Origin of the sequence: Phycicoccus sp. Root101 (genome assembly GCF_001426245.1) — a bacterium.
In the GTDB taxonomy this organism is placed as follows: domain Bacteria; phylum Actinomycetota; class Actinomycetes; order Actinomycetales; family Dermatophilaceae; genus Pedococcus.
The window spans coordinates 300485-321692 of record NZ_LMCM01000001.1; the positions used below are offsets into that span (position 1 = coordinate 300485).

22 protein-coding genes and 1 tRNA gene are annotated in these 21208 nt (G+C 72.2%); 7 read left to right on the forward strand and 16 right to left on the reverse strand.

Annotation, left to right across the window (positions count from 1 at the left end; translation table 11 throughout):
* Positions 1 to 251: 251 nt before the first annotated feature.
* The 6 genes from plsY to ASC58_RS01360 all read right to left on the reverse strand — a co-directional run bounded on the left by plsY (position 252) and on the right by ASC58_RS01360 (position 6830).
* Positions 252 to 914, reverse strand: a complete 663-nt coding sequence (gene plsY, locus ASC58_RS01335) for a glycerol-3-phosphate 1-O-acyltransferase PlsY (RefSeq protein WP_235529045.1) — start codon at positions 912 to 914, stop codon at positions 252 to 254.
* Between the two features lie 6 nt (positions 915 to 920).
* A complete protein-coding gene (locus tag ASC58_RS01340) occupies positions 921 to 1859 on the reverse strand; it encodes a DegV family protein (protein ID WP_082552830.1) in 939 nt (312 codons plus the stop codon).
* Between the two features lie 9 nt (positions 1860 to 1868).
* Positions 1869 to 2360 carry a DUF1772 domain-containing protein gene (locus ASC58_RS01345; protein WP_056918144.1) on the reverse strand — a complete coding sequence of 164 codons (492 nt, stop codon included), beginning with the start codon at positions 2358 to 2360 and terminating at the stop codon, positions 1869 to 1871.
* Positions 2361 to 2385: 25 nt separating this feature from the next.
* Complete coding sequence (gene leuS, locus ASC58_RS01350; RefSeq protein WP_056918145.1) at positions 2386 to 5283, reverse strand: leucine--tRNA ligase; 2898 nt, start codon at positions 5281 to 5283, stop codon at positions 2386 to 2388.
* Positions 5284 to 5520: 237 nt separating this feature from the next.
* The gene (locus ASC58_RS01355) at positions 5521 to 5988 is read right to left on the reverse strand and encodes a DUF4396 domain-containing protein (RefSeq protein WP_056918146.1); all 468 of its coding nucleotides are present in this window, start codon (positions 5986 to 5988) and stop codon (positions 5521 to 5523) included.
* A gap of 35 nt (positions 5989 to 6023) precedes the next feature.
* On the reverse strand, positions 6024 to 6830 hold the full coding sequence (locus ASC58_RS01360; protein ID WP_056918147.1) for a sigma-70 family RNA polymerase sigma factor: 807 nt from the start codon (positions 6828 to 6830) through the stop codon (positions 6024 to 6026).
* Positions 6831 to 6974: 144 nt separating this feature from the next.
* Here ASC58_RS01360 and ASC58_RS01365 point away from each other — a divergent pair, with 144 nt between their 5' ends.
* The 6 genes from ASC58_RS01365 (at position 6975) to ASC58_RS01390 (ending at position 12562) form a co-directional block, all read left to right on the forward strand.
* A complete protein-coding gene (locus ASC58_RS01365; RefSeq protein WP_056918148.1) occupies positions 6975 to 7682 on the forward strand; it encodes an ANTAR domain-containing protein in 708 nt (235 codons plus the stop codon).
* 143 nt (positions 7683 to 7825) lie between these two features.
* On the forward strand, positions 7826 to 8953 hold the full coding sequence (locus ASC58_RS01370) for a glycosyltransferase (protein WP_056918149.1): 1128 nt from the start codon (positions 7826 to 7828) through the stop codon (positions 8951 to 8953).
* A complete protein-coding gene (locus tag ASC58_RS01375) occupies positions 8941 to 10008 on the forward strand; it encodes a glycosyltransferase family 4 protein (RefSeq protein ID WP_056918150.1) in 1068 nt (355 codons plus the stop codon). Before ASC58_RS01370 ends, ASC58_RS01375 begins: the two co-directional genes overlap by 13 nt.
* Entirely contained in the window at positions 10005 to 11054 is a 1050-nt protein-coding gene (locus tag ASC58_RS01380; protein WP_056918151.1) for a glycosyltransferase, read from the forward strand. Before ASC58_RS01375 ends, ASC58_RS01380 begins: the two co-directional genes overlap by 4 nt.
* Positions 11051 to 11929, forward strand: a complete 879-nt coding sequence (locus tag ASC58_RS01385) for a glycosyltransferase family 2 protein (protein WP_056918152.1) — start codon at positions 11051 to 11053, stop codon at positions 11927 to 11929. Before ASC58_RS01380 ends, ASC58_RS01385 begins: the two co-directional genes overlap by 4 nt.
* Before the next feature lie 147 nt (positions 11930 to 12076).
* On the forward strand, positions 12077 to 12562 hold the full coding sequence (locus tag ASC58_RS01390; protein WP_200947702.1) for an SRPBCC family protein: 486 nt from the start codon (positions 12077 to 12079) through the stop codon (positions 12560 to 12562).
* Here the strand turns inward: ASC58_RS01390 and ASC58_RS01395 are convergent.
* The 8 genes from ASC58_RS01395 to ASC58_RS01425 form a co-directional block, all read right to left on the reverse strand.
* Positions 12552 to 14144, reverse strand: coding sequence for an NAD(P)/FAD-dependent oxidoreductase (locus ASC58_RS01395; protein ID WP_056918153.1), 1593 nt, complete (start codon positions 14142 to 14144; stop codon positions 12552 to 12554). The genes ASC58_RS01390 and ASC58_RS01395 overlap by 11 nt on opposite strands.
* Positions 14145 to 14246: 102 nt before the next feature.
* Entirely contained in the window at positions 14247 to 14963 is a 717-nt protein-coding gene (locus ASC58_RS01400) for an SGNH/GDSL hydrolase family protein (protein ID WP_200947703.1), read from the reverse strand.
* Positions 14964 to 15058: 95 nt separating this feature from the next.
* Positions 15059 to 15217, reverse strand: a complete 159-nt coding sequence (locus ASC58_RS20860) for a hypothetical protein (protein WP_157581361.1) — start codon at positions 15215 to 15217, stop codon at positions 15059 to 15061.
* A gap of 180 nt (positions 15218 to 15397) precedes the next feature.
* Positions 15398 to 15470, reverse strand: a tRNA-Ala gene (locus ASC58_RS01405).
* Positions 15471 to 15547: 77 nt separating this feature from the next.
* On the reverse strand, positions 15548 to 16159 hold the full coding sequence (locus ASC58_RS01410) for a histidine phosphatase family protein (protein WP_157581363.1): 612 nt from the start codon (positions 16157 to 16159) through the stop codon (positions 15548 to 15550).
* A complete protein-coding gene (gene rsfS, locus ASC58_RS01415; protein WP_056915047.1) occupies positions 16156 to 16530 on the reverse strand; it encodes a ribosome silencing factor in 375 nt (124 codons plus the stop codon). The genes ASC58_RS01410 and rsfS overlap by 4 nt, the downstream gene beginning before the upstream one ends.
* Before the next feature lie 7 nt (positions 16531 to 16537).
* Positions 16538 to 17131: a nicotinate-nucleotide adenylyltransferase gene (nadD, locus tag ASC58_RS01420; protein ID WP_056917178.1), complete on the reverse strand. Its 594-nt coding sequence runs from the start codon at positions 17129 to 17131 to the stop codon at positions 16538 to 16540.
* A gap of 17 nt (positions 17132 to 17148) precedes the next feature.
* On the reverse strand, positions 17149 to 17358 hold the full coding sequence (locus ASC58_RS01425) for a hypothetical protein (RefSeq protein ID WP_056915048.1): 210 nt from the start codon (positions 17356 to 17358) through the stop codon (positions 17149 to 17151).
* A gap of 843 nt (positions 17359 to 18201) precedes the next feature.
* Between ASC58_RS01425 and ASC58_RS01440 the strand changes: the two genes are divergently transcribed.
* Positions 18202 to 19182, forward strand: a complete 981-nt coding sequence (locus ASC58_RS01440) for a glycosyltransferase family 2 protein (RefSeq protein WP_056915050.1) — start codon at positions 18202 to 18204, stop codon at positions 19180 to 19182.
* Here the strand turns inward: ASC58_RS01440 and ASC58_RS01445 are convergent.
* Both ASC58_RS01445 and ASC58_RS01450 read right to left on the reverse strand, forming a co-directional pair.
* Positions 19136 to 19831: a bifunctional 2-polyprenyl-6-hydroxyphenol methylase/3-demethylubiquinol 3-O-methyltransferase UbiG gene (locus ASC58_RS01445; RefSeq protein ID WP_056918156.1), complete on the reverse strand. Its 696-nt coding sequence runs from the start codon at positions 19829 to 19831 to the stop codon at positions 19136 to 19138. The genes ASC58_RS01440 and ASC58_RS01445 overlap by 47 nt on opposite strands.
* Before the next feature lie 65 nt (positions 19832 to 19896).
* Entirely contained in the window at positions 19897 to 21177 is a 1281-nt protein-coding gene (locus ASC58_RS01450; RefSeq protein WP_056918435.1) for a glutamate-5-semialdehyde dehydrogenase, read from the reverse strand.
* Positions 21178 to 21208 lie beyond the last annotated feature (31 nt).

Sequence of the window (21208 nt, forward strand, 5' to 3'; positions counted from 1 at the left end):
TCGGGCTGCCACGGGGTGACCGGTGGGGCCGCCGACGTGCCCCCAGCCGGCGGAGGGTCAGCCGTGCCCCCAGCCGGCGGAGGGTCAGCCGTGCCCCGAGCCGGAAGGGCGCTGCCTGAGGCGAGCAGGGCCCGCAGTCGTGGAGAGGGCTCGGGCGGGCGGCGGCGCAACGGCATACGGGCACGCTAGGAAGCCCACCGTGACCAGCCGAACCCGAAGGCTGGTCGTTGTGGACAGGGATCGCGGGGAGCTCAGGCTGTGGACGAGGAGCCGTCGCCGGACGTCGCGTCGCGACGAGCCGAGATCCACAGCTCGATGTTGCGCCGGTGGCGGTAGATGACGAGCAGGGCCAGCACGACGCACCAGGCACCGGTGTCGCGCGAGCCGAACGGCACCCACCGCAGCCACGACACCAGGCCGAGGGCAAGGAGCAGCAGGCAGGCCGAGACGGATGCCCCCGCGACCCACCGCAGCCGCCACACGAGCAGCACGAAGACCAGCACCATGACCAGCCCGAACCACGGCTCGACGGCGAGGATCGCCCCCAACGACGTCGCCACGCCCTTGCCGCCCTGGCCCTTGAGGAACGGCGACCAGATGTGGCCGAGGACGACCGCGAGCCCGACGACGAGCGCCGTGACGGCACCGAGGAAGTGCGCCGCGAGCAGGACCGGCAGCAGCCCCTTGAGCACGTCGAGGACACCGACCACCACACCCCAGCGGGCGCCGAGGACGCGGCCGGCGTTCGTCGCCCCGGGGTTGCCCGAACCCGACGACCGCAGGTCCTTGCCCAGGAGCCTGGCGAGGATGGTCGCCGGGTTGACCGCCCCCACGACGAAGGCCACGGCCGCGGCGATCGGTACCTTGGCGAGCTCCCAGAAGGAGGCGTGCCCGAGCGTGACGAGGGTGTCCACGACGGCTCAGGCCTCCACCGGGGGCTGGCCGTCGGCCGCCGCCGCGGAGCGCGGGGAGGGCTCCGCATCGGAACGCGTGGATGGGCGCGCCGCAGGACGCGGGGAGACCGCCACCGCCAGCGTTCCGGGACCGACGTGCGCCCCCACGACGGCGCCGAGCTCGACGACCGACACCTCGTGGGCGCTCTCCACCCGCGACCGCAGCCGCTCGGCGAGGTCCTCGGCGCGGGCGGCGGAGTCGAGGTGGTGCACCGCGATGTCGACGCCGGACCCATCTCCCGACGACGTGGCCGCAGAGACCGCGATCTCCTCCAGCCGGGCCAGGGCGCGGGTCGAGGTGCGGACCTTCTCCAGGGGCCGGATGCGTCCGTCGACGAGCTCGAGGATCGGCTTGATCGCCAGCGCCGACCCGAGGAAGGCCGAGGCCGAGCCGATCCGGCCGCCACGCCGCAGGTGCTCCAGGGTGTCCACGTAGAACACGACCCGGGCCCCGGCAGCGCGTGAAAGTGCTTGTGCCGCAACCTCGTCCAGCGAGGCACCCGCGTCAGCGAGCAGAGCCGCCGACACGACGCCATACCCCATCGCCATGCCGAGGGAGCGCGAGTCGACCACGCGCACGGGCACCGGGGACTGCTTCGCCGCGAGGTGGGCGGACTCGACGGTCGAGGACATGTCGGCCGAGATGTGCACCGACACGACACCGTCCGCTCCCCCGGCAGCAGCCTTCTCGTACGCCTCGAGGAACGCCTGGGGCGACGGCCGTGACGTCGACACCGGCCGGAACGCGCGCAGTGCCGTGGCCACCTGGGCGGTCGTCACGTCGACACCCTCGCTGAACTCGGTGCCGCCGATCACCACGTGCAGGGGCACGACCTGGATGCCGTGGGCGTCGACGACCGACTGCGGCAGGTAGGCCGTGGAGTCGGTGACGATGGCGACGGACACGTCCGAAGGCTACCCGCGCAGGGCAGCCGCGAGCAGCACCGCCGAGCCGAGGGCCAGCACGACCCGGGCGTGGTTCCAACGGGTCCACGACACCCGGTATGCCGCCCACTCACCGGCGGCGCCCGGGTCGCCCGCGTCGAGCGTGGCCAGGGCGTTGTTGCGGGGGACGTTCGCAGCTGCGGTGACGACGAACGCGAGCACCCCGAGGACCGCACCCGCCAGCACGAGGGCACGCGACTCGCCCACGGGAGAGCCCTCCACACCCCAGCCGGCCAGGACCGCCGCTGCGGACACGAGGGAACCCACCGGCGACACCATCAGCGGCACCATGAGCAGGCTGCGGGGCGCGTCCTCGTTGATCCGCTGCATCGCCCGGATCCCCTCCGGCGGGTCGAGCCGCCCGAGGGACCGCATGACGAACGCGGAGAACGAGAACAGCGCCCCCGAGAGCAGGGCCGAGGCCAGCGCGGTCAGCGCCACGACGACCTCGACCCAGCTCATCGGAACGGAGACCTGGACCCGCGACCTAGACCGGGACCACGTTGACGAGCTTGGGCGCCCGCACGATGACCGTGCGGATGCCACCCTCGGTCGCGGCGACGACCTTCGGGAGGGCCAGCACCTGCTCGCGCAGGGCGTCCTCGCTGATGTCGGCCGGGACCTCGAGGCGGTCGCGCACCTTGCCCTTGATCTGCACGACGCAGGTGACGGTGTCCTCGACCAGCAGGGCGGGATCGGCCACCGGGAAGGCCTCGAACGTCACCGTCTCCTCGTGCCCCAACCGGGACCACAGCTCCTCGGCGATGTGCGGCGCCAGCGGCGCCGTCATGACGACGAGCTTCTCCGCGGCCTCGCGCGGCACTGCGTCCAGCTTGGTCAAGGCGTTGTTCAGCTCGATCAGGCGGGCGATGGCCGTGTTGAACCCCAGCGTCGGGAAGTCGCGCGAGACGGCGTCGATGGTCTTGTGCAGGGCCCGGGCCGTCGCGTCGTCCAAGGGCCCGTCGACGACCCGGACCTCCCCGGTCTCCTCGTCGATCACGTTGCGCCACAGGCGCTGCAGGAAGCGCTGTGCACCGACGACGGCTCGCGTCTCCCACGGCTTGCTGAGCTCCAACGGTCCCATGGACATCTCGTAGACGCGCAGGGTGTCGGCTCCGTACTGCTCGCACATCTCGTCCGGGCTCACGACGTTGCCGAGCGACTTGCCGATCTTGCCGAACTCGCGGGTGACCGGCTTGCCCTGCCACGTGTAGGACGGCTCGCCCCCGGCGTGGTCGGGCACCTCGACGACCTCGGTCGCCTGGACGATCTGGCCGCGGTCGTCACGGTAGGCCGGAGCCTGGATGTACCCCTGCGAGAAGTACTTCCGGAACGGCTCGTCGCTGCTGACGTGGCCCAGGTCGTAGAGCACCTTGTGCCAGAAGCGGGCGTAGAGCAGGTGCAGCACCGCGTGCTCGACACCACCGATGTAGAGGTCGACGCCACCGGGGTCGGTCACGCCCGCGGGCGCACCGTCGACCGGCGTCTCCCGCGGACCCATCCAGTAGCTCTCGTTCTCCGGGTCCACGAACGCCGCGTCGTTGGCCGGGTCGAGGTAGCGCAGGTAGTACCAGCACGAGCCCGCCCAGTTGGGCATGGTGTTCGTCTCGCGACGGTACTTCTGCACCCCACGGCCGTCACCCAGGTCGAGCTCGACCTCGACCCACTCACGCGCCCGACCCAGAGGCGGCTCGGGCTGCGAGGAGGCGTCATCGGGCTCGAAGGTCTTGGGAGAGTAGTCGGGGACGTCCGGCAGCTCCACCGGCAGCATCGACTCGGGCACCGCGTGCGCGACACCGTCCTCGTCGAAGACGATGGGGAACGGCTCACCCCAATAGCGCTGCCGGCTGAACAGCCAGTCGCGCAGCTTGTAGTTGACGGTGCCCTCACCGAGTCCCTTGCCGGACAACCAGTCGATGATCGCGGCCTTGGCCTCGGCGATCGGCAGGCCGTCCAAGGAGATCTCGTCGTTCGAGGAGTTGATCGCCGCACCCTGGCCCGTGAACGCCTGGTCCTCCGGGTGGCCCTCGGTCGGCTGGACGGTCCGGATGACCGGCAGCTGGTACTTCGCCGCGAAGTCCCAGTCGCGCTCGTCCTGACCGGGGACCGCCATGATGGCGCCGGTGCCGTACCCCATGAGGACGTAGTCGGCGATGAAGACCGGAACCTGTTGCCCGTTCACCGGATTCGTCGCGAAGGCACCGGTGAAGACACCGGTCTTGTCCTTGCCCTCGGTCTGTCGCTCGAGGTCGCTCTTGCGCGACGCCGCCAGCCGGTATGCCGCGACGGCAGCGGCCGGCGACCCCTCGCCCGCCGTCCAGGCGGGGTTCGTCCCGGCAGCCCACTCGCCGGCCGGGACCAGCGAGTCGACGAGCGGGTGCTCGGGGGCGAGCACCATGAAGGTGGCGCCGAACAGCGTGTCGGGACGGGTCGTGAAGACCTCGATCGCGGCGTCGTGCCCGACGACCGGGAACCTCACGTGTGCACCCTGGCTGCGCCCGATCCAGTTGCGCTGCATGGCCTTGACCTTCTCCGGCCAGTCCACGCGGTCCAGGTCGTCGGCGAGACGGTCCGAGTAGGAGGTGATGCGCATCATCCACTGGCGCAGGTTGGTCTTGAAGACGGGGAAGTTGCCCCGCTCCGAGCGCCCGTCGTTGGTGACCTCCTCGTTGGACAGCACGGTGCCCAGTCCGGGGGCCCAGTTGACCGGCGCCTCCGAGGTGTAGGCCAGCCGGAAGTCGTCCAGCACCGCGGAGCGCTCCACGGGCGCGAGGGACGCCCAGTCCCCGCCCCCGGGGACGGCACGAGCCCCCGAGGCGAACTCCTGCACCAGCTCGTCGATCGGGCGGGCCCGACCCACGCCACCGTCGGGCCGCACGGCTTCGGGGTCGTACCAGGAGTTGAAGATCTGCAGGAAGATCCACTGGGTCCACTTGTAGTAGCCCGGGTCGATCGTGGCGATCGTGCGGCGGTCGTCGTGCCCCAGCCCCAGCCGGCGCAGCTGGCGCTTCATGACGACCATGTTCTCCTCGGTCGTCTTGCGGGGGTGCTGGCCCGTGCGCACCGCATACTGCTCCGCGGGAAGGCCGAACGCGTCGTAGCCCAGGCAGTGCAGGACGTTCTTGCCGGTCATCCGGTGGTAGCGCGCGAAGACGTCCGTGGCGATGTAGCCCAGGGGGTGGCCCACGTGCAGCCCGGCGCCGCTGGGATAGGGGAACATGTCGAGGACGAGCAGCTTCTCGCGGTCGGCCACCTTCTCCGGCTCGGCCCAGGGACCGGCGGGGTTGGGCGCGTGGAAGGTGCCCTCCTCCTGCCAGCGGTCCTGCCAGGCCAGCTCGATCTGCTGGGCCAGCTCGGCGGTGTAGCGGTGCGGCGTCTCGCTCATCTCATCCTCGTGTCGTGTCGCGTCTGGCGGACGGGGGCTGCTCTCGCTGCGGGTACCCACAGCAGGTGGTACTCACAACAAAGCCCCTCGCGGTGGAGGGGCTGGCCGCGGTGGCCTCGGTGATCCGGGGGCCAACGCGGCTATCGAAGGAGGAGCTGCCGTGCCATGAAGCTAGGTTAGCGCAGGCCAGCAGGGGTGGAGCAGGTGCACACGCGTGGTGGGTGGTTGCCTGAGCCGTCAGTGGTGCAGCCCGTGGACCACGGCGTGGCCCCGCCCACGGGAGATGAGCCACCGGTTGACCGGCACCGTGACGACGAACGCGATGGCGAGCGAGGCCACCAGCGACGCCCAGAACAACCAGCTGGCCAGCCCGGCGTCCAGGGCACCCGGGACGACGAGGATGAACCCGTTGTCGACGACCTCCATCACCGAGATCGACACCGTGTCCGCCGCGAGCGCGACACCGAGGGCGGCCCGCAGCGCGAGGCCCGAGCTGAGCACCGAGCGCATCGTGAGCCCGTACCCGAAGACGAACGCCAGGACGACAGACAGCAGGACGGTCCCGAGGTTGTGCAGGTCGAGCGCGGTGCCGATGACCATCCCCAGCACCTCCCCGATGGCGCAGCCCGTGAGGCAGTGCAGCGTGGCTGTCGTCGCCTGGCTCCAGAGCGACCCGCCGGCGGGGTGCATCGTGTGGGTGTCCATGGTCGGGGCAACGATACCCCTGGGGGGTGTATTCCTCAGGCGGCCGCAGCCACATCGACGAGCTCGCGGCGGAGGCCGGCGATGATCGCCGTCAGCAGCCGCGACACCTGCATCTGGCTCACCCCGAGCACCCTGCCGATCTCTGACTGGGTCCGCTCCTCGACGAAACGCAGGTGGACGATCAGCCGTTCACGTTCGCTGAGGTGCTCCACTCCCTGACGCACCACCTGGAGGCGCAGCAGGTGCTCGACGTCGGCGCTCTCCCGGGCCACGACGTCGACCCCGCCCCCGTCCTCGGTCGGCAGGTCGAGCGACACGGCCGTGTAGGCAGCGCCCGACAGCCGCGCGCTGCGCACCTCCTCGACGTCGACCGCGAGCGCCTGGGCGAGCTCAGTCGGCGTGGGCCAACGGTGAAGGTCCTGGCTGAGCCGGTCCTCCTCGGCGATGACCTGGACGCGGACCTCCTGGAGGCGTCGGGGCGGGCGCACGGCCCAGCCGGTGTCGCGGAAGTGGCGCTTGACCTCCCCCAGGATCGTGGGGAGCGCGTACGAGGCGAACCCGTTGCCGGCACCGACCCGGTAGCCGTGGGCGGCCTTGACGAGCGCCATCCGACCGACCTGCACGAGGTCGTCGGTGTCGATCCCGCGCCCGCAGTAGCGGCGGGCCACCCGCTCGGGAAGGTCGAGGGTGAGGAGCACGGCCTCCTGGCGCAGTCGCCCGGCAGTGTCGGCGTCGGCACACGTCTCGGCGCGCGCAAGCAGCTGGTCGGCCCGGTCGTGGCGGGATGCGAGGTCGTCCGGGGAGGAGTCGGTGAGCGGTCGTCGTTCGGGTAGAGCGGCCATCTGGGTCCCGTCGCGCGGAGGAGAGCCATGGCGCCGCTGTTGGACCACGTGTCTTCCCTTCAACACAACCACCGCAGGACCCCACCCGCAACAGGAGCAGCCACCGGGGTGTGCGCTGACTGCCGGGCGGGCGATACTGCTCCCATGTCACCCAGCATTCCCTCCGAGGCCTCCGAGGCCTTCGCCTCCCTGGCCGAGCTCGTCTACTCGGGCGCCGACCACCAAGAGGTCCTCGACACCATCTGCCTGCGCGCAGCGGACGTCATCCCCGGTGCCGACCACATCTCCATCGCGACGTTGGGGGCGGACCGGACGCTGATCTCCCGGGCATCGAACGACGACGTGGCGGCCCTGATGGACCGGCTGGAGACCGAGGCGGGCGAGGGACCCTGCCTGGACAGCATCCTCGAGGACTCGTTCCAGCGCGACGACGACATCACCTCCTCCTCGACCTGGCCGGCCCTGGCCGAGCTGACGATCGCACGCACGCCGGTGCGGGGGATGATCGGCTACCGCCTCCAGCAGGGCGAGAACGGACGCTCCGCACTCAACGTGTTCTCCGACACCCCGGGTGCACTCACGAGCGAGTCGGCAGACATCGGTGCCGTCCTGGCCGCCTTCACCTCTGTCGCCCTGACCGCGGCCGACCGCCAGTCCGACGTCGAGAACCTGCGTCGCGGGTTGGACAGCAACCGTGAGATCGGCAAGGCCGTGGGTCTCATCATGGCGGCCCACGACGTCGACGCCGAGCAGGCCTTCGCCATCCTGCGCAGCGCCTCCAGCCGGACCAACACCAAGCTCGCCGCGATCGCCGAGAAGATCACCAGCAGCCACGGCCGCAGCACGTCCTGAGGGCCGTCCCGTGCTCGCAGGTCGCCGTTGTCGGTGCAGGGGTCTACGTTGAGGAGCAGTAACCACTAGCCGGTCAAACCACGCGCCAGCTGCCCTGTCGGGCTCTGCTGACGCAGGCTCGACTCCCCTCCCTGGAGGAAGTCTTGAGCACGGTTGTCGCCTCGGTCCCTGCTGGCCACGTCTACGTACGCCACCTCTCCCCCGTCGGTCCTGACCTCACCGGGGGCAAGAGCCCCGGCCAGGACGCCCCTGCGGTGGTCCGGCTGCCCGACCCGCCGTCGGGGTCCTCGCCGGACTCTCCCTGGTGGCCCCCACGCATGCTCACCCCGGCGTGGGTGCACGAGCACGCCGACGAGTTCGACGTGATGCACGTGCACTTCGGGTTCGACGCCGTGTCCCCGGAGGACCTGCGGGGCGTCGTCGCCGCCCTGCGCAGCCACGACCTGCCCCTCGTGCTCACGGTCCACGACCTCCGCAACCCCCACCACGAGACCCCCGAGGCCCACGAGGCCCAGCTGGGCGTCCTCGTGGCGGAGGCCGACGAGCTCATCACCCTGACCGAGGGTGCCGCCGCGACGATCCTGCGCCGCTGGGGCCGCGCCGCCACGGTCCTGCCGCACCCCCACGTCGTCCCGGACGAGTGGCTGGAGCGACCGCGCGCCGGCGGCCAGCCCTTCGTGATCGGGATCCACGCCAAGAGCCTGCGCGCCAACATGGACCCGGTGCCCCTCGTCGACGCCCTCCTCGAGGCGCTGCCCACCCTCCCCGGGGCGGTGCTGCGGGTCGACGCGCACACCGACGTCATGACGGCGGGCTTCCCGCGCCACGACGCGGCTCTGTCGGAGCGTCTCCGGTCCCTCGCAGACGCCGGGCGGCTCGAGCTCGCCGTGCACGACTTCTTCACCGACGACGAGCTGTTCGCCTACCTCCACGGGCTCGACGTGTCCGTCCTCGCCTACCGCTTCGGCACCCACTCGGGTTGGCTCGAGGCGTGCCACGACCTCGGCACCTGGGTGGTGGCCCCCGACTGCGGCTTCTACGCCGACCAGCGCCCCGTCCTGTCGTATGCCGCGTCCGGCCCCACACGCACGTCCTCCTTCGTCGAGGCCGTCCGGACCGCCCACGACCACTGGCTGGCTGGGGAGGCGGCGCCGCGCGCCACACTGCGCGAGCGCCATACGGAACGGGCGTCACTGGCCCGGGCGCACGAGGCGATCTACGCGCGGGCCATCTCCCGCGCCGGGACGCGGGGGCTCGCATGCACGTCGTGATCCTCGCGTCGGCCCGCCACCCGCTGCGCCAGCCGTTCGCCGGAGGGCTCGAGTCCCTCACCTGGGCCCTGGTCAAGGGTCTGCGTGCCCGCGGGATCGAGGTGACCCTGTTCGCAGGGCCCGGCAGCGACCCCGCGCTGGACGCCCGCGAGATCTCCGTGCTGCCGCTTCAGCTCAGCGACGCGGCCCGGTCGGACGTCTCCATGCCGCCGGAGGCATGGCTGCAGGAGCACCACGCCTACCTGCAGGTCATGCTCGAGCTGGCGGGTCGGACCGACGTGGACCTGATCCACAACAACAGCCTCCACCACCTCCCGGTGGCGCTCGCGCAGTCGTGCCCCGCACCGATGCTCACGACCCTGCACACGCCGCCCACGCCGTGGCTCGAACCGGCGATCCGGCTGATGGACCAGCAGCGGTCACGGTTCGTCGCGGTGAGCGGCTACACGGCACGCCAGTGGGGTCACGTCACCGACGCCGCAGTCGTCCACAACGGCATCGACGCCGGCGTCTGGACCCCTGGCCCCGGCGGTGACGACCTGGTCTGGGTCGGACGTATCGTGCCCGAGAAGGCACCCCACGAGGCGGTCCGCATCGCCGCGGCGAGCGGCCGCCACCTGCGCCTGGCCGGGCCCATCGGCGACCCCACCTACCACCGCGACGTGCTCGAGCCGCTGCTCGGGCCGTCCGCGGAGTACGTCGGTCACCTCGACGTCCCCAGCCTCCGGACGCTCGTCGGCTCCAGCGCCGCCATGCTGGTCACCCCTGCGTGGGACGAGCCGTACGGACTCGTCGCGGCAGAGTCGATGGCTTGTGGCACACCGGTTCTCGGGTACCGACGCGGGGGCTTGCCCGAGTTCGTCGTGCCCGGGTGCGGCATGCTCGTCGAACCCGGCGACGTCACGGGAGCGGCGGCCCTGGTGGCCGCGGTCACCGGCCTCAGCCGCGACGCCTGCAGGGCGCACGCGGTCCAGCACTGCTCGCTCGACGCCATGGTCGACGCCTACCTCGAGGTCTACCTGCGCCTCACCCGGACCAGCCTGGCCGCCGCGTGATCGGTTACTACGCGCACCACCACGGGGCCGGCCACCTCACCCGCATGCAGAGCATCGCGGCCGTCCTGGACGAGCCGGTATGGGGCCTCAGCTCCGGTCCGCGTCCACCCGGGTGGACGGGCGGCTGGACGGACCTGGCTCGGGACGACGACCCTCCAGCCGGGCACCGCTCCGAGCGGGACCTGACCGCCCACGGGGTCCTGCACTGGGTGCCCTTGCATCACGACGGGCTGGCCCGACGGGCGGCGCAGCTCACCACCTGGGCCGCCGACGAGCGCCCACGCGCCGTCGTCGTCGACGTGTCGGTCGAGGTCGCCCTCCTGGCCCGGCTGGCCGGCGTGCCCACCGTCGTCGTGGCGATGCCGGGTCGGCGCGACGACCGTGCCCACCGGTTGGCGTACGACACCGCCGACGCGTTGCTGGCACCCTGGCCCCGCGGTGCGCACGACCTGCACTGGCCGGACCGGTGGGTCGACAAGGCGTGGTTCGTCGGGGGCATCTCCCGGTTCGACGGACGCGAGCTGCCGGCCACCTCGACTGACCCGGCGACGCCGGGGAGCCACGCCGCCGGGCCCGGCGCTCCCGGCGACCGGACCGTCCTCCTTCTGTGGGGCGCCGGGGGCCGCTCGACCACCGACGCCGACGTCCGCGCGGCCCGCGCCGCGACCCCGGGGTGGACCTGGGTCGAACGCTCCCCCGGGCACGACGGGTCGAGCGACCTCTGGGACGACCTGCAACGAGCCGACGTCATCGTCACGCATGCAGGCCAGAACGCCGTCGCCGAAGCCGCCGCCGCCCGGCGTCCGGCGGTCGTGGTGGCCCAGCCCCGACCCCACGCGGAGCAGGAGTGGACCGCGCGCCGCATCGACGACTGGCGGATCGCCGTGGGTCGCACCGAGTGGCCCGAGCCCGAGGACTGGCCGGAGCTGCTCGAGCTCGCCGTGTCGCGCGGTGGGCACGGCTGGGCACGCTGGTCGGACGGCACCGGGGCCCAGCAGGCGGCCGACCACCTGACCGGGCTCGTCGCCGACTGGGCCTCCCCGTGACCGGCCGGCCCGGCACCGCTGTCGTCACGATCGCGCGCGGCCGCCACGAGCACCTGCGGGGACAGCTGTGGGGTCTCGGGCGGCAGAGCGCCCCCGCCGACCTGCACGTCGTCGTGGCCATGGACGACCCCGAGATCGCCGCCGTCGTCTCCGACGCCGGTTCCACGTCCACGCTGGTCGTCCCCGTGGGCCTCGACCCGGGCGGCGAGCTACCCCTCGCCCGCGCCCGCAACATCGGCGCGCTGACCGCGATCGCTGCCGGAGCGGAGCACCTCGTCTTCCTCGACGTCGACTGCATCCCGGCTGCGCGGACGCTCGAGCGCTACAGGCAGGTCCTCGACACGGACGGGTCAGGTCTTGGCGGGTTGTCCCCAGCCCACCCGAGCCCGGTCGTGGCTTGCGGGACCGTTGCGTACCTGCCGCCAGTCGCCCACGCCCGGGCCTACCGCCACGACCGGCTCGACGAGCTCGCCGATCCCCACCCGGGTCGACCGGCGCCGGACGAGCGCACGGTCCTGGTCGCCGATGACCTGCGCCTGTTCTGGTCGCTGTCCTTCGCCGTGACGGCCGCGGACTGGGGACGCCTGGGCGGGTTCAGCGAGGACTACACCGGGTACGGCGCCGAGGACACCGACTTCGGCCAGCGCCTGGGTGCTGCCCGCGGGACCATGCTCTGGGTGGGTGGCGCCGCGGCATACCACCAGCACCACCCCACCGACACGCCACCGGTGGGACACCTCACCTCGATCGTCCGCAACGCCAACGTCTTCCGTGACCGGTGGGGCTGGTTCCCCATGGAGGGGTGGCTCGCGGCGTTCGCGGACCGCGGCCTGGCGCGACTCGACCCCCGAACCGGCCGTTGGGTCACCACGTGAGCCACCCTCGGGTGTCCGGTTTGGACCGGTCCTGCGCGGGTACGGACACACTGGAGCCGTCCGGCTCCAACAGCGTGGGCCGGGCGGCTCCACCCGAGCTGACCCCAGCCGTCTTGCAGCAGCACCCCACCAGGAAGAGCGTGAACCATGAGCAGGATCAGCACCGGCCACGACGGCATCGTCACGGTGACGCGAGAGGTCATGGCTCCCSCCCAGGCCGTCTGGGACGTCCTGGCCGATGGCTGGGACTACGCCACGTGGGTCGTCGGTGCGTCCCGGGTCCGTGACGTCGACCGCAGCTGGCCCGCCGAGGGGGCGCGCCTGCACCACTCGTTCGGTGTCTGGCCGTTGGTCATCTCCGACACCTCCAAGGTGATCCGGTCCGACGCTCCGACCACGCTGACGCTCGTGGCCCGCGGGTGGCCGGCCGGTGAGGCAGCCGTCGTCATCACCGTGACCGCCCGGGACGAGCGGTCGTGCACGGTCGCGATCGCCGAGGACGCCGTCAAGGGTCCGGGCACGCTGGTCCCCAAGCCGTTGCGCCAGCTGGCGATCGGCCCACGCAACGTCGAGGCGCTCCGCAGGCTCGCCTACCTCGCCGAGGGCCGTCACCGCGAGCGCGTCACGTCCTGAGCAGGCGATCCCAGGCGGTTCGCGTCAGCGCCCGTCGCACGGGCCCGCTGATCCCGTTGGCCCCGAGAGCCGCGCGGGCGGCGTTCCAGCCGCAGGCACCGTGCACCCCGCCGCCCGGGTGCGCCGAGGCGCCGGCGAGGTAGAGCCCGGGGATCGGGGTCTCCGGGCGGCCGAGCCCGGGGGTGGGGCGGAACACCAGCTGCTGGTGCAGTGCTGCCGTGCCCGCGTTGATGGCTCCCCCCACGAGGTTCCCGTCCTCGCTCTGTAGGTCCGCCGGGCCCTGGACGTGACGTGCCACCTGGCTCCCGCGGAAGCCGGGCGCAACACGCTCGACCGCTTCCTCCATGCGATCCACGTGCGCGGCGAGCCTGCCCTCGTCCCACTCGTCGTGGGGGACGTGGGTGTAGGCCCAGGCCGACTCCGTCCCGGCCGGTGACCTGGACGGGTCCGAGGTCGTCATCTGCCCGAACAGCAGGAACGGCCGTTGCGGGACCCTCCCGACCGTCAGGTCGGCGGCGAAGTCCACGAACCCGTCGTTGTCGACCCCGAGGTGCACGGTACCGGCACCCCGGGCGGCCTCTGCCGTCCACGGCACGGGTCGGTCCAGCGCCCAGTTGACCTTCACCGTCGCGTTGTCCCACTGGAACCGGTCGAGGTCGCGGTGCAGCTTCGCCGGCAGCGGGTAACCGGCCAGCAGCTCGCGGTAGAGCGTGGTCGCCGGCACGTCGGCGAGCACGCCGCGACGGGCCCGCAGGGTGGTGCCGTCGGCCAGCTGCACCCCCGTCGCCTGACCACCGGAGGTCGTCACCGAGGTCACGGGGCTGCCCGTCAGCACGCGGACTCCGCGGCTCTCGGCGCGTCGTCGGAGCGCGCCTGCGAGCTCTCCTGCCCCGCCCTCCGGGACGGGAAAGCCCACGTCCTGGCCGAGCATGCAGAGCAGCCACCCGAACAGGCCGCTGCCGGCGGCATCCGGCGGCACGTCGCTGTGCAGGGCGTTTCCCGTGAGCAACAACCCTGCACCCTGGCCCCGGAACCGTTCCTGACCGAGGCGCCGCGACGGAGTCACGGCGAGACGGGCGAAGTCGAGCGTGCCGCCCGCGCCCATCCGTCGCACCATCCGCAGGGCGGAGGCCACAGGCGGGAACGGTGTAAACAGTGCGTCGAGCAGTGGGTCGCGGATGCGGTCCCAGCCCTCCACGAGCTCCATCCAGGCCTCGCCGTCACCGGGCGCCTCGGCCTCGAGGCCCGCCGCGGTGTCCTCCGCGCGCGAGCAGAGCAGCGCAGCGCTCCCGTCGTCGAGGGCGTGCGCGAGGACGTGCGGCGCCCGACGCCACACGAGGCCGTGCTCCTCGAGGTGCAGGTCCTTGATGATCGGGCTGGCGGCGGCCAGGGGGTAGAACGCGCTGAACAGGTCGGTGGTGTACCCGGGCGCGGTCACCTCGGCGCTGCGCACGGCTCCGCCCACCTCGTCGTTCGACTCGACCAGGACGACGTCCCAGCCTGCGTCGGCGAGCGCGTTGGCGGCGACGAGGCCGTTCGGTCCTGCGCCGACGACGACGGCGTCTGCAGTGCTGACGGACATGGGTTCCTTCGTCGGGTTGGGGCGGGTCCGGGCGGTTCCGGGGCGGGTCCGGGCGGGACCGTCCACTCTGGCACGGCTGGTCCCGGCCGGCTCGCCCGGCCGTCAGGAAGGGGGGACGTTCCTGCTGTCGAGGGCGAGCTCGAAGACGTGGGCCATCGCTGCATACCCCTTGTCGTTGGGGTGGAAACGGTCCGGGGCGAGGCGGCCACGCCACGAGCGGGGGCCGTGACGCCCGATGTCCGCCAGGACCAGCCGGCCCTCTGCCTGGCGCTCGCGCAGCAGCGCGTCGAGCCGACGGGCCTCCTTGTGGGGGTTGGGCAGGTTGAGCACGACGGCACCGTCGGGCAGCCGGTCGAGCAGCGTGGCGAACCGGGCCGACATTCCGGCCCGGTACCGCGGGGTCACGACGTCGTTGGAGCCCAGGACGACGGTGACGAGGTCAGGGACCTGGCCGGCTGCGACGAGCGCCTCGAGGGCCGGCACCTGTCGCTCGAGCGCGTCGTCGATCCGTGCGCCGGTGACGGCGAGGTTGACCACACGGTGCGGCCGACCCTGCTCGCGCAAGCGCTCGGAGAGCTGGCCGACCCAGCCCCGGTCGAACGACGAGGCGCCGATCCCCTGGGTCATGGAGTCACCGAGGGCGACCCAGAGCGGGCCGTCCTGGGAGAGGGCGCGTCGGTTGGCCTCCGCCCAGTCCTGGGCGTACGGGTCGATCTGCCTGCGCACCGACCGGACCCCGGGCAACAGGGCCTGCAGCACCGCCATGAACGCCCCGGTCGGGCGACCGCTGGTGTTGTCGTAGTCGAAGGTCGCGGTCACCGGTCCATCGTCCCAAACAGTGGGGGTGGCCGCCCGCGGGGCGGCGGTGCGGGCCGTCCGGTGCGGGCCGGTTCGAGCAGGAGGGAGGAGCTCGGTCAGCGGCTGGTGCGGGAGTCGAAGCGTCCCGGGACGACGACACCGCGAGGGGCGGCGGCGGCCGTGCGCACGAGGACGCCGACGGCGCCGAGGACGACCAGGAGCGCGCCGGCCAGGAACATCAGCATGAGCATCTCGGGTGAGGTGGGGGTGAACATGGGTCAACTGTCTCCTACGACAATTGACGTACTGAGGTTTTCGGCGTCACACCGGACGACCAGCCAGCCCGCGCTGACCGAAGGGTCTAGGCCCGGGTCAACAACTGGTCAAGACCTGCCCCTGGGCCTCGAACGCAGAAGGACCAGACACGAGCCGTGTCTGGTCCTTCTGTCCTTCGGTGGAGCTGAGGGGATTCGAACCCCTGACCCCTTCCATGCCATGGAAGTGCGCTACCAACTGCGCCACAGCCCCGAGTTTCCCCGAGAGGGTGTCCCCCGGAGGCGACTGCGGAAGTTTACCCAGTGACCCACCCGTTTCACCAAATCGGCTCAGGCGTGGGCGTTCCATGCGGCGATCTGCCACCCGGTACGGCCGTGCCGGAGCTCGGCCCAGTGGCAGTTGCCCAGGGTCAGCAACGCGTGGGTGGCCAGGTGCTGGTCCACCCCGAGCAGGTCGGCGATGCCTGCGCGGGTCGAGACGCCGTGGGCCACGACGGCGACGCACTCCCCCGCGCCGAGCCCGTCCAGGACCTCGCGCAGGGCCTGACCCGCACGGGCCCCCACCTCGGCGAGGGTCTCGCCGTCCACTCCGCGACGGACGTCTGCGACGTCCATCTGCTCGAGCAGGTCGGCGTACCCCGCCCGCACCTCGGCGGTGGCCAGCCCCTGCCACTGCCCCACGTGGATCTCACGCCAGCGAGGGTCGAGGGTCACCTCGATGCCCGCGGCCTCGGCCACGTGCTCGGCCGTGACGCGGGCCCGTTGCAGGTCCGAGGCGACCACCCGGGTCGGCCGGTATGCCGCGATGGCGCGGCCCGCGGCGCGGGCCTGCTCCACGCCGAGGTCGGACAGCGAGGTGTCGAGCTGTCCCTGCCAGACGCCGCCGGCGTTGTGCTCGGTCTGCCCGTGCCGGACCAGCAGCAGGCGCCGTCCGTCGCTCACGCGTCGCGGCGCTTGGGCACGCCCAGGTCGATCTCGGGGCAGTCCTTCCAGAGGCGCTCGAGCTCGTAGAACTCGCGCTCCTCGTCGTGCTGGACGTGGACGACGATGTCGCCGAAGTCGAGCAGCACCCAGCGGCCGTCCCGCTCGCCCTCGCGGCGGATCGGCTTGGCACCCTTCTCACGCAGCGTGTCCTCGACGGCGTCGACGATGGCGCCGACCTGTCGGTCGGTGCTGGCGGAGACGATGACGAAGACATCGGTCAGGGCGAGCTGCTCGCTGACGTCGATGCCGGCGATGGTGGTGGCGAGCTTGTCGTCGGCCGCGACGGCGGCCGCCTTGGCGAGCTCGAGGGATCGGTCGGTGGCTGGCACTGCACTCCTACGTTCGTGCCGCTGCGCCGACAGGTGAGCCGGCGGCATACAGGCGGTATTTGTTGATGTACTGGACGACGCCGTCGGGCACGAGGTACCAGACGGGTTCGGACCGCTCGACGCGAGCGCGGCAGTCCGTGGAGCTGATGGCCATGGCCGGCACCTCCTGCAGGCTGACCCGGTCGGCCGGCAGGCCGGACTCCGACAGGACGTAGCCCGGGCGGGTGACCCCGACGAAGTGGGCGAGCTCGAAGATCTCGTCCGCGTCCTTCCACGACAGGATCTGGGCGAGCGCGTCGGCACCGGTGATGAAGAACAGCTCGTCGTCGGGGCGTTGCGTCTTCAGGTCACGCAGGGTGTCGATCGTGTAGGTGGGTCCCGGCCGGTCGATGTCGACACGGCTGACCGTGAACCGCGGGTTGGACGCCGTCGCGACGACGGTCATGAGGTACCGGTGCTCCGGAGGGCTGACCTCCCGGGCGTCCTTCTGCCAGGGCTGCCCGGTGGGGACGAAGACGACCTCGTCGAGCCCGAACCTCGTCTGGACCTCGGAGGCGGCCACGAGGTGGCCGTGGTGGATCGGGTCGAACGTCCCGCCCATCACCCCGAGACGCATGCTCAGTGGTGGCCGCCCTGGGGTGAGCTGTGGTCGCCGTCGTGGTGGACGGGGCCGGCGAGCTTCTGCGCCGTGCCGCGGAAGCCCCAGAGGACCCCCAGCAGGGCGAGGAACGAGACGAACGCGAGGGCACCGAAGGCGTACGGCGACATGGGCAGCTCGCGGAGGGGCTCCTCGGCAGCGGCATACAGGTTCGACAGAGACGACGACATGGGGCCCAGCCTACCGGTCACGGGCCACCACGCCTCACGCCCGTTGTCCACCGATGTTGTGCACAGCCCTGTGCACAACGTGCTGCCCCAGCGGGACCGGATGTGGACAACGGTGTGGGCAACCGGTGGACAGAAAGAGCTTGGCGAAACCCCTTGCGGGGCAACAGAACCGGCCGCTAGAAATCTCTCACGCGCTCCGGTCGGAGGGTCGGGAAGGGGAAACCCGGACCGACACGAGGACCAGGGCACAGGTCAGCCGGATAACGGTGGACCGCCTCGACCGGGTCCGCCCGGACGGGGTCCTGGGGCCCTCGGGTCCCGGGTTCGCGGGCGACGCCGCGGAGGAACTCCGAGACCGCTGACCAGATCGCACCGACCCGCAGCACCGGTTCGCCGGAGCCGTGGGAAGCCACCGTCGCAGTGGGTACGACCCGGTCCGCCGGGAGCGTGCGCGGTCGACCTGGGGCAGAGTCTTGGCCGGTTCGTCCGGTCGCGAGCTGCACCACCCGTGGGACCAGCAGCCACCTCGGTGGCCGCCGGGCCCGCCGCGGGAGCCACGTCCACCTCGGTGGCCGCCGGCACCGCACCCGTGGGACGCACGACCGCTTCGGCGGCACGGCGACCCGCACCCGTGGGACGCACGACCGCTTCGGCGGCACGGCGACCCGCACCCGTGGGACGCACGACCGCCTCGGCGGCACGGCGACCCGCACGTGGTGATCCACCCGCTACCGGTTCGCCGGAAGCGGTGGGAGCACCGCAGAGGGCCCCTCGAACTCATACTTCGAGGGGCCCTCACCTTTTGTGCCGATCGGCCTATGGTGCAGGTCCTAGTCTTGGACCATGTCGCCGGAGCTCAGCATCGTCATCCCCGTGTACAACGAGGAGGACGTCCTGCCCCTCCTGGCGGCCCGCCTGCGCCCGGTCGCCGACACCCTCGGCACCACCTACGAGGTGGTCACGGTCGACGACGGCAGCAGCGACGGATCCCCAGTCGTCCTCCAGCGGATGCTGCGCGACTGGCCCGAGCTGCGCATCGTCCGGCTGCGCGCCAACGCCGGGCACCAGGCGGCCATCTCGGCCGGACTGGCCACGGCGCGGGGCGGCTACGTCGTCACGCTCGACGCCGACCTCCAGGACCCGCCCGAGGTCATCCCCGAGATGCTCGCGCAGGCCAGGCTGCACGGCGCCGACGTGGTCTACGGCGTTCGTTCCGACCGCTCCACCGACTCGGTCTTCAAGCGGCTCAGCGCCCGGGCGTTCTACCGGCTGATCCGCCTGCTGTCCGGCACCGGGGCCCAGGTCGACGCCGGGGACTACCGGCTCATGTCCCGGGCCACCGTCAACGCGATCAACGCCCTGCCGGAGCACCACCGCGTCCTGCGGTTCGTCGTGCCCGCGCTGGGCTTCCCGTCGGCGTCGGTGACGTACCGACGCGACGAGCGCGCCGCGGGCAAGTCCAAGTACCCGCTGGCCAAGATGATCCGGCTCTCGCTGGACAGCGTGACCGGCTTCTCGACCGCTCCCCTGCGGGCCGCGACCTGGCTGGGCCTGCTCGGCGGCGCCGCGGCATTCCTGCTGCTGGCGTATGCCCTCATCGCCGGCGCGACCGGACACACCCTGCCGGGCTGGACGTCGACCGTCGTCGCCGTCGCGGGCGTGGGTGCCGTGCAGCTGCTCTGCCTCGGCATCCTCGGTGAGTACGTCGGCCGCATGTACGCCCACCTGCAGGCCCGCCCCACCTACTTCGTGGCCTACGACTCGCTGACCGGTCCGGTCACGCCCGCGGACGAGCCTCTACCAGCAGAGTCACACCGGGCATAGCCTTCACCGGCAGCCAGCGCTCGACCGTGACGATTGCGCGCAGGCCGAGGTTCACGACCGGGTGCACGGTCTCGAGGTCCGAACCGCTCGACGAACGGCGGCGCAGCGCCACCACCGGACGCAGCAGCACGTTCCAGGACGTCATCGAGGTCACCTCGAAGCCGCCGCGCTCGAGCACCTCCCGCAGCGTCGTGCGCGTGTAGCGGCGCACGTGGTCGACGGCGACGTCGTGGTCGGACCACAGCCGCGGGTCGGCGGGCACGGCGACCAGGAACCGGCCGCCCGGGCGCAGGGCCCGGGCCACCTCGGCCACCGCGGAGTCGTCGTCGAGGATGTGCTCGAGGACGTCGAACGCCACCACCAGGTCGAGGGAGTCGTCGCCGACCGGAAGAGCCGTGGCGTCGGCCCGCAGGACGGACAGCCCACGGTCGGCCGCGACCTCGGCTCCCTCGGCGCCGTACTCCAGCGCGGCCACCGACCACCCGGCAGCCTCCAGCACCCGGGTGTTGCCGCCGCCGGCGGCGCCGATGTCCAGCGCGGTCCCCGGGGTGACACCGGAGATCATCCGCGACAGGAGGTGCCGACGCTCGCGGTACCACCAGTGGGCGTCCTCGAGCGCGGCCAGCTTTCGGACCTCAGTGCCTTCCACGGGCGCTCATCCTGCCATGCGCCCGGAGCGGGTCCGGGATGCGTCCGGTATGCCGCGTGGCCGGCTCAGCTGCGCACCTGTCCGTCGCCCTCGACGACCCACTTCGTCGTCGTGAGCTCGGGCAGCGCCATCGGTCCGCGGGCGTGCAGCTTCTGCGTGGAGATGCCGATCTCGGCACCGAAGCCGAACTCGCCCCCGTCGGTGAACCGGGTCGAGGCGTTGACCATGACGACGGCCGCGTCGACCTCGCTGGTGAACCTGCGGGCCGCCGCACGGTCCTCGGTGACGATGGCCTCGGTGTGGCCCGAGCCGTACCTGCGGATGTGCTCCATGGCCGTGTCGAGGTCGGGGACGACGCGCACGCTCATCTCGAGCGCGAGGTACTCGGTGCCCCAGTCCTCCTCCGTGGCGGCCTCGTGGGGCACTCCCGCGCGCTCGGCCGCGGAGCCGGACGCGTCGTCGGTGTGCAGTACGACGCCTGCGCCGGAGAGCTCGGCGAGCACCTTGGGCAGGAAGTCGGCGGCGACCGACTCGTGGACGAGCAGCGACTCGGCGGCGTTGCACACGCTCGGCCGGTGGGCCTTGGCGTTGACCGCGATCGCGAGCGCCTTGTCCAGGTCCGCCGCGACGTCGACGTAGACGTGGCAGTTGCCGACGCCGGTCTCGATGACGGGCACGGTCGACTCGGTGACGACGGTCCGGATGAGGCCCGCTCCCCCGCGCGGGATGATCAGGTCGACCAGGCCACGGGCGGTGAGCAGCGCCCGCACCGCGTCCCGACCGCCCTCGAGGAGGGTGATCGCGTCCGCGGGCAGGTCCTGCTCCACGAGCGCGTCGCGCAGGACGTCGACGAGGGCGCGGTTGGTGGACCCGGCGGCCGAGCCACCACGCAGGATGACGGCGTTGCCGGACTTGAGACCGAGGCCGGCAGCGTCGACGGTGACGTTCGGACGGGCCTCGTAGACCATCCCGACCACGCCCATCGGGACGCGGACCTGCCGGATCTCCAGGCCGTTGGCGAGGGTCGAGCCACGCACCACCTCACCCACGGGGTCCGGCAGGGCGGCCACGTCGCGCAGCGCCTGGGCCACGGCGGCGACCTGCTCGGGACTGAGAGCGAGGCGGTCGAGCAGGCCCTGCGCCATACCGGAACCGCGACCCCGCTCGAGGTCCTCGGCGTTGGCGGCGACGATGCGGTCGGTGGCCGCGTCGAGGGCGTCGGCCAGCGCACGCAGAGCGGCGTCCTTGTCGGCGCGCGAGAGCAGTGCGAGCCTGCGGGAGGCGGTGCGGGCGGCGCGGGCCGCGTCGGCGACCTGGGCGACGGCGGCGGGATCGATCTCGGCCATGGTCCAAGGGTAGGCCTCGCGGTCCGGCGCA

Coding starts and splice junctions, on each gene's coding strand:
- ASC58_RS01360 (WP_056918147.1), bottom strand. CDS start 6,830: ATGGCCGCTCTACCCGAACGACGACCGCTCACCGACTCCTCCCCGGAC.
- ASC58_RS01425 (WP_056915048.1), bottom strand. CDS start 17,358: ATGTCGTCGTCTCTGTCGAACCTGTATGCCGCTGCCGAGGAGCCCCTC.
- ASC58_RS01355 (WP_056918146.1), bottom strand. CDS start 5,988: ATGGACACCCACACGATGCACCCCGCCGGCGGGTCGCTCTGGAGCCAG.
- ASC58_RS01345 (WP_056918144.1), bottom strand. CDS start 2,360: ATGAGCTGGGTCGAGGTCGTCGTGGCGCTGACCGCGCTGGCCTCGGCC.
- leuS (WP_056918145.1), bottom strand. CDS start 5,283: ATGAGCGAGACGCCGCACCGCTACACCGCCGAGCTGGCCCAGCAGATC.
- nadD (WP_056917178.1), bottom strand. CDS start 17,131: ATGGGCGGGACGTTCGACCCGATCCACCACGGCCACCTCGTGGCCGCC.
- ASC58_RS01440 (WP_056915050.1), top strand. CDS start 18,202: ATGTCGCCGGAGCTCAGCATCGTCATCCCCGTGTACAACGAGGAGGAC.
- ASC58_RS01365 (WP_056918148.1), top strand. CDS start 6,975: ATGTCACCCAGCATTCCCTCCGAGGCCTCCGAGGCCTTCGCCTCCCTG.
- ASC58_RS01395 (WP_056918153.1), bottom strand. CDS start 14,144: ATGTCCGTCAGCACTGCAGACGCCGTCGTCGTCGGCGCAGGACCGAAC.
- ASC58_RS01450 (WP_056918435.1), bottom strand. CDS start 21,177: ATGGCCGAGATCGATCCCGCCGCCGTCGCCCAGGTCGCCGACGCGGCC.
- ASC58_RS01375 (WP_056918150.1), top strand. CDS start 8,941: ATGCACGTCGTGATCCTCGCGTCGGCCCGCCACCCGCTGCGCCAGCCG.
- ASC58_RS20860 (WP_157581361.1), bottom strand. CDS start 15,217: ATGTTCACCCCCACCTCACCCGAGATGCTCATGCTGATGTTCCTGGCC.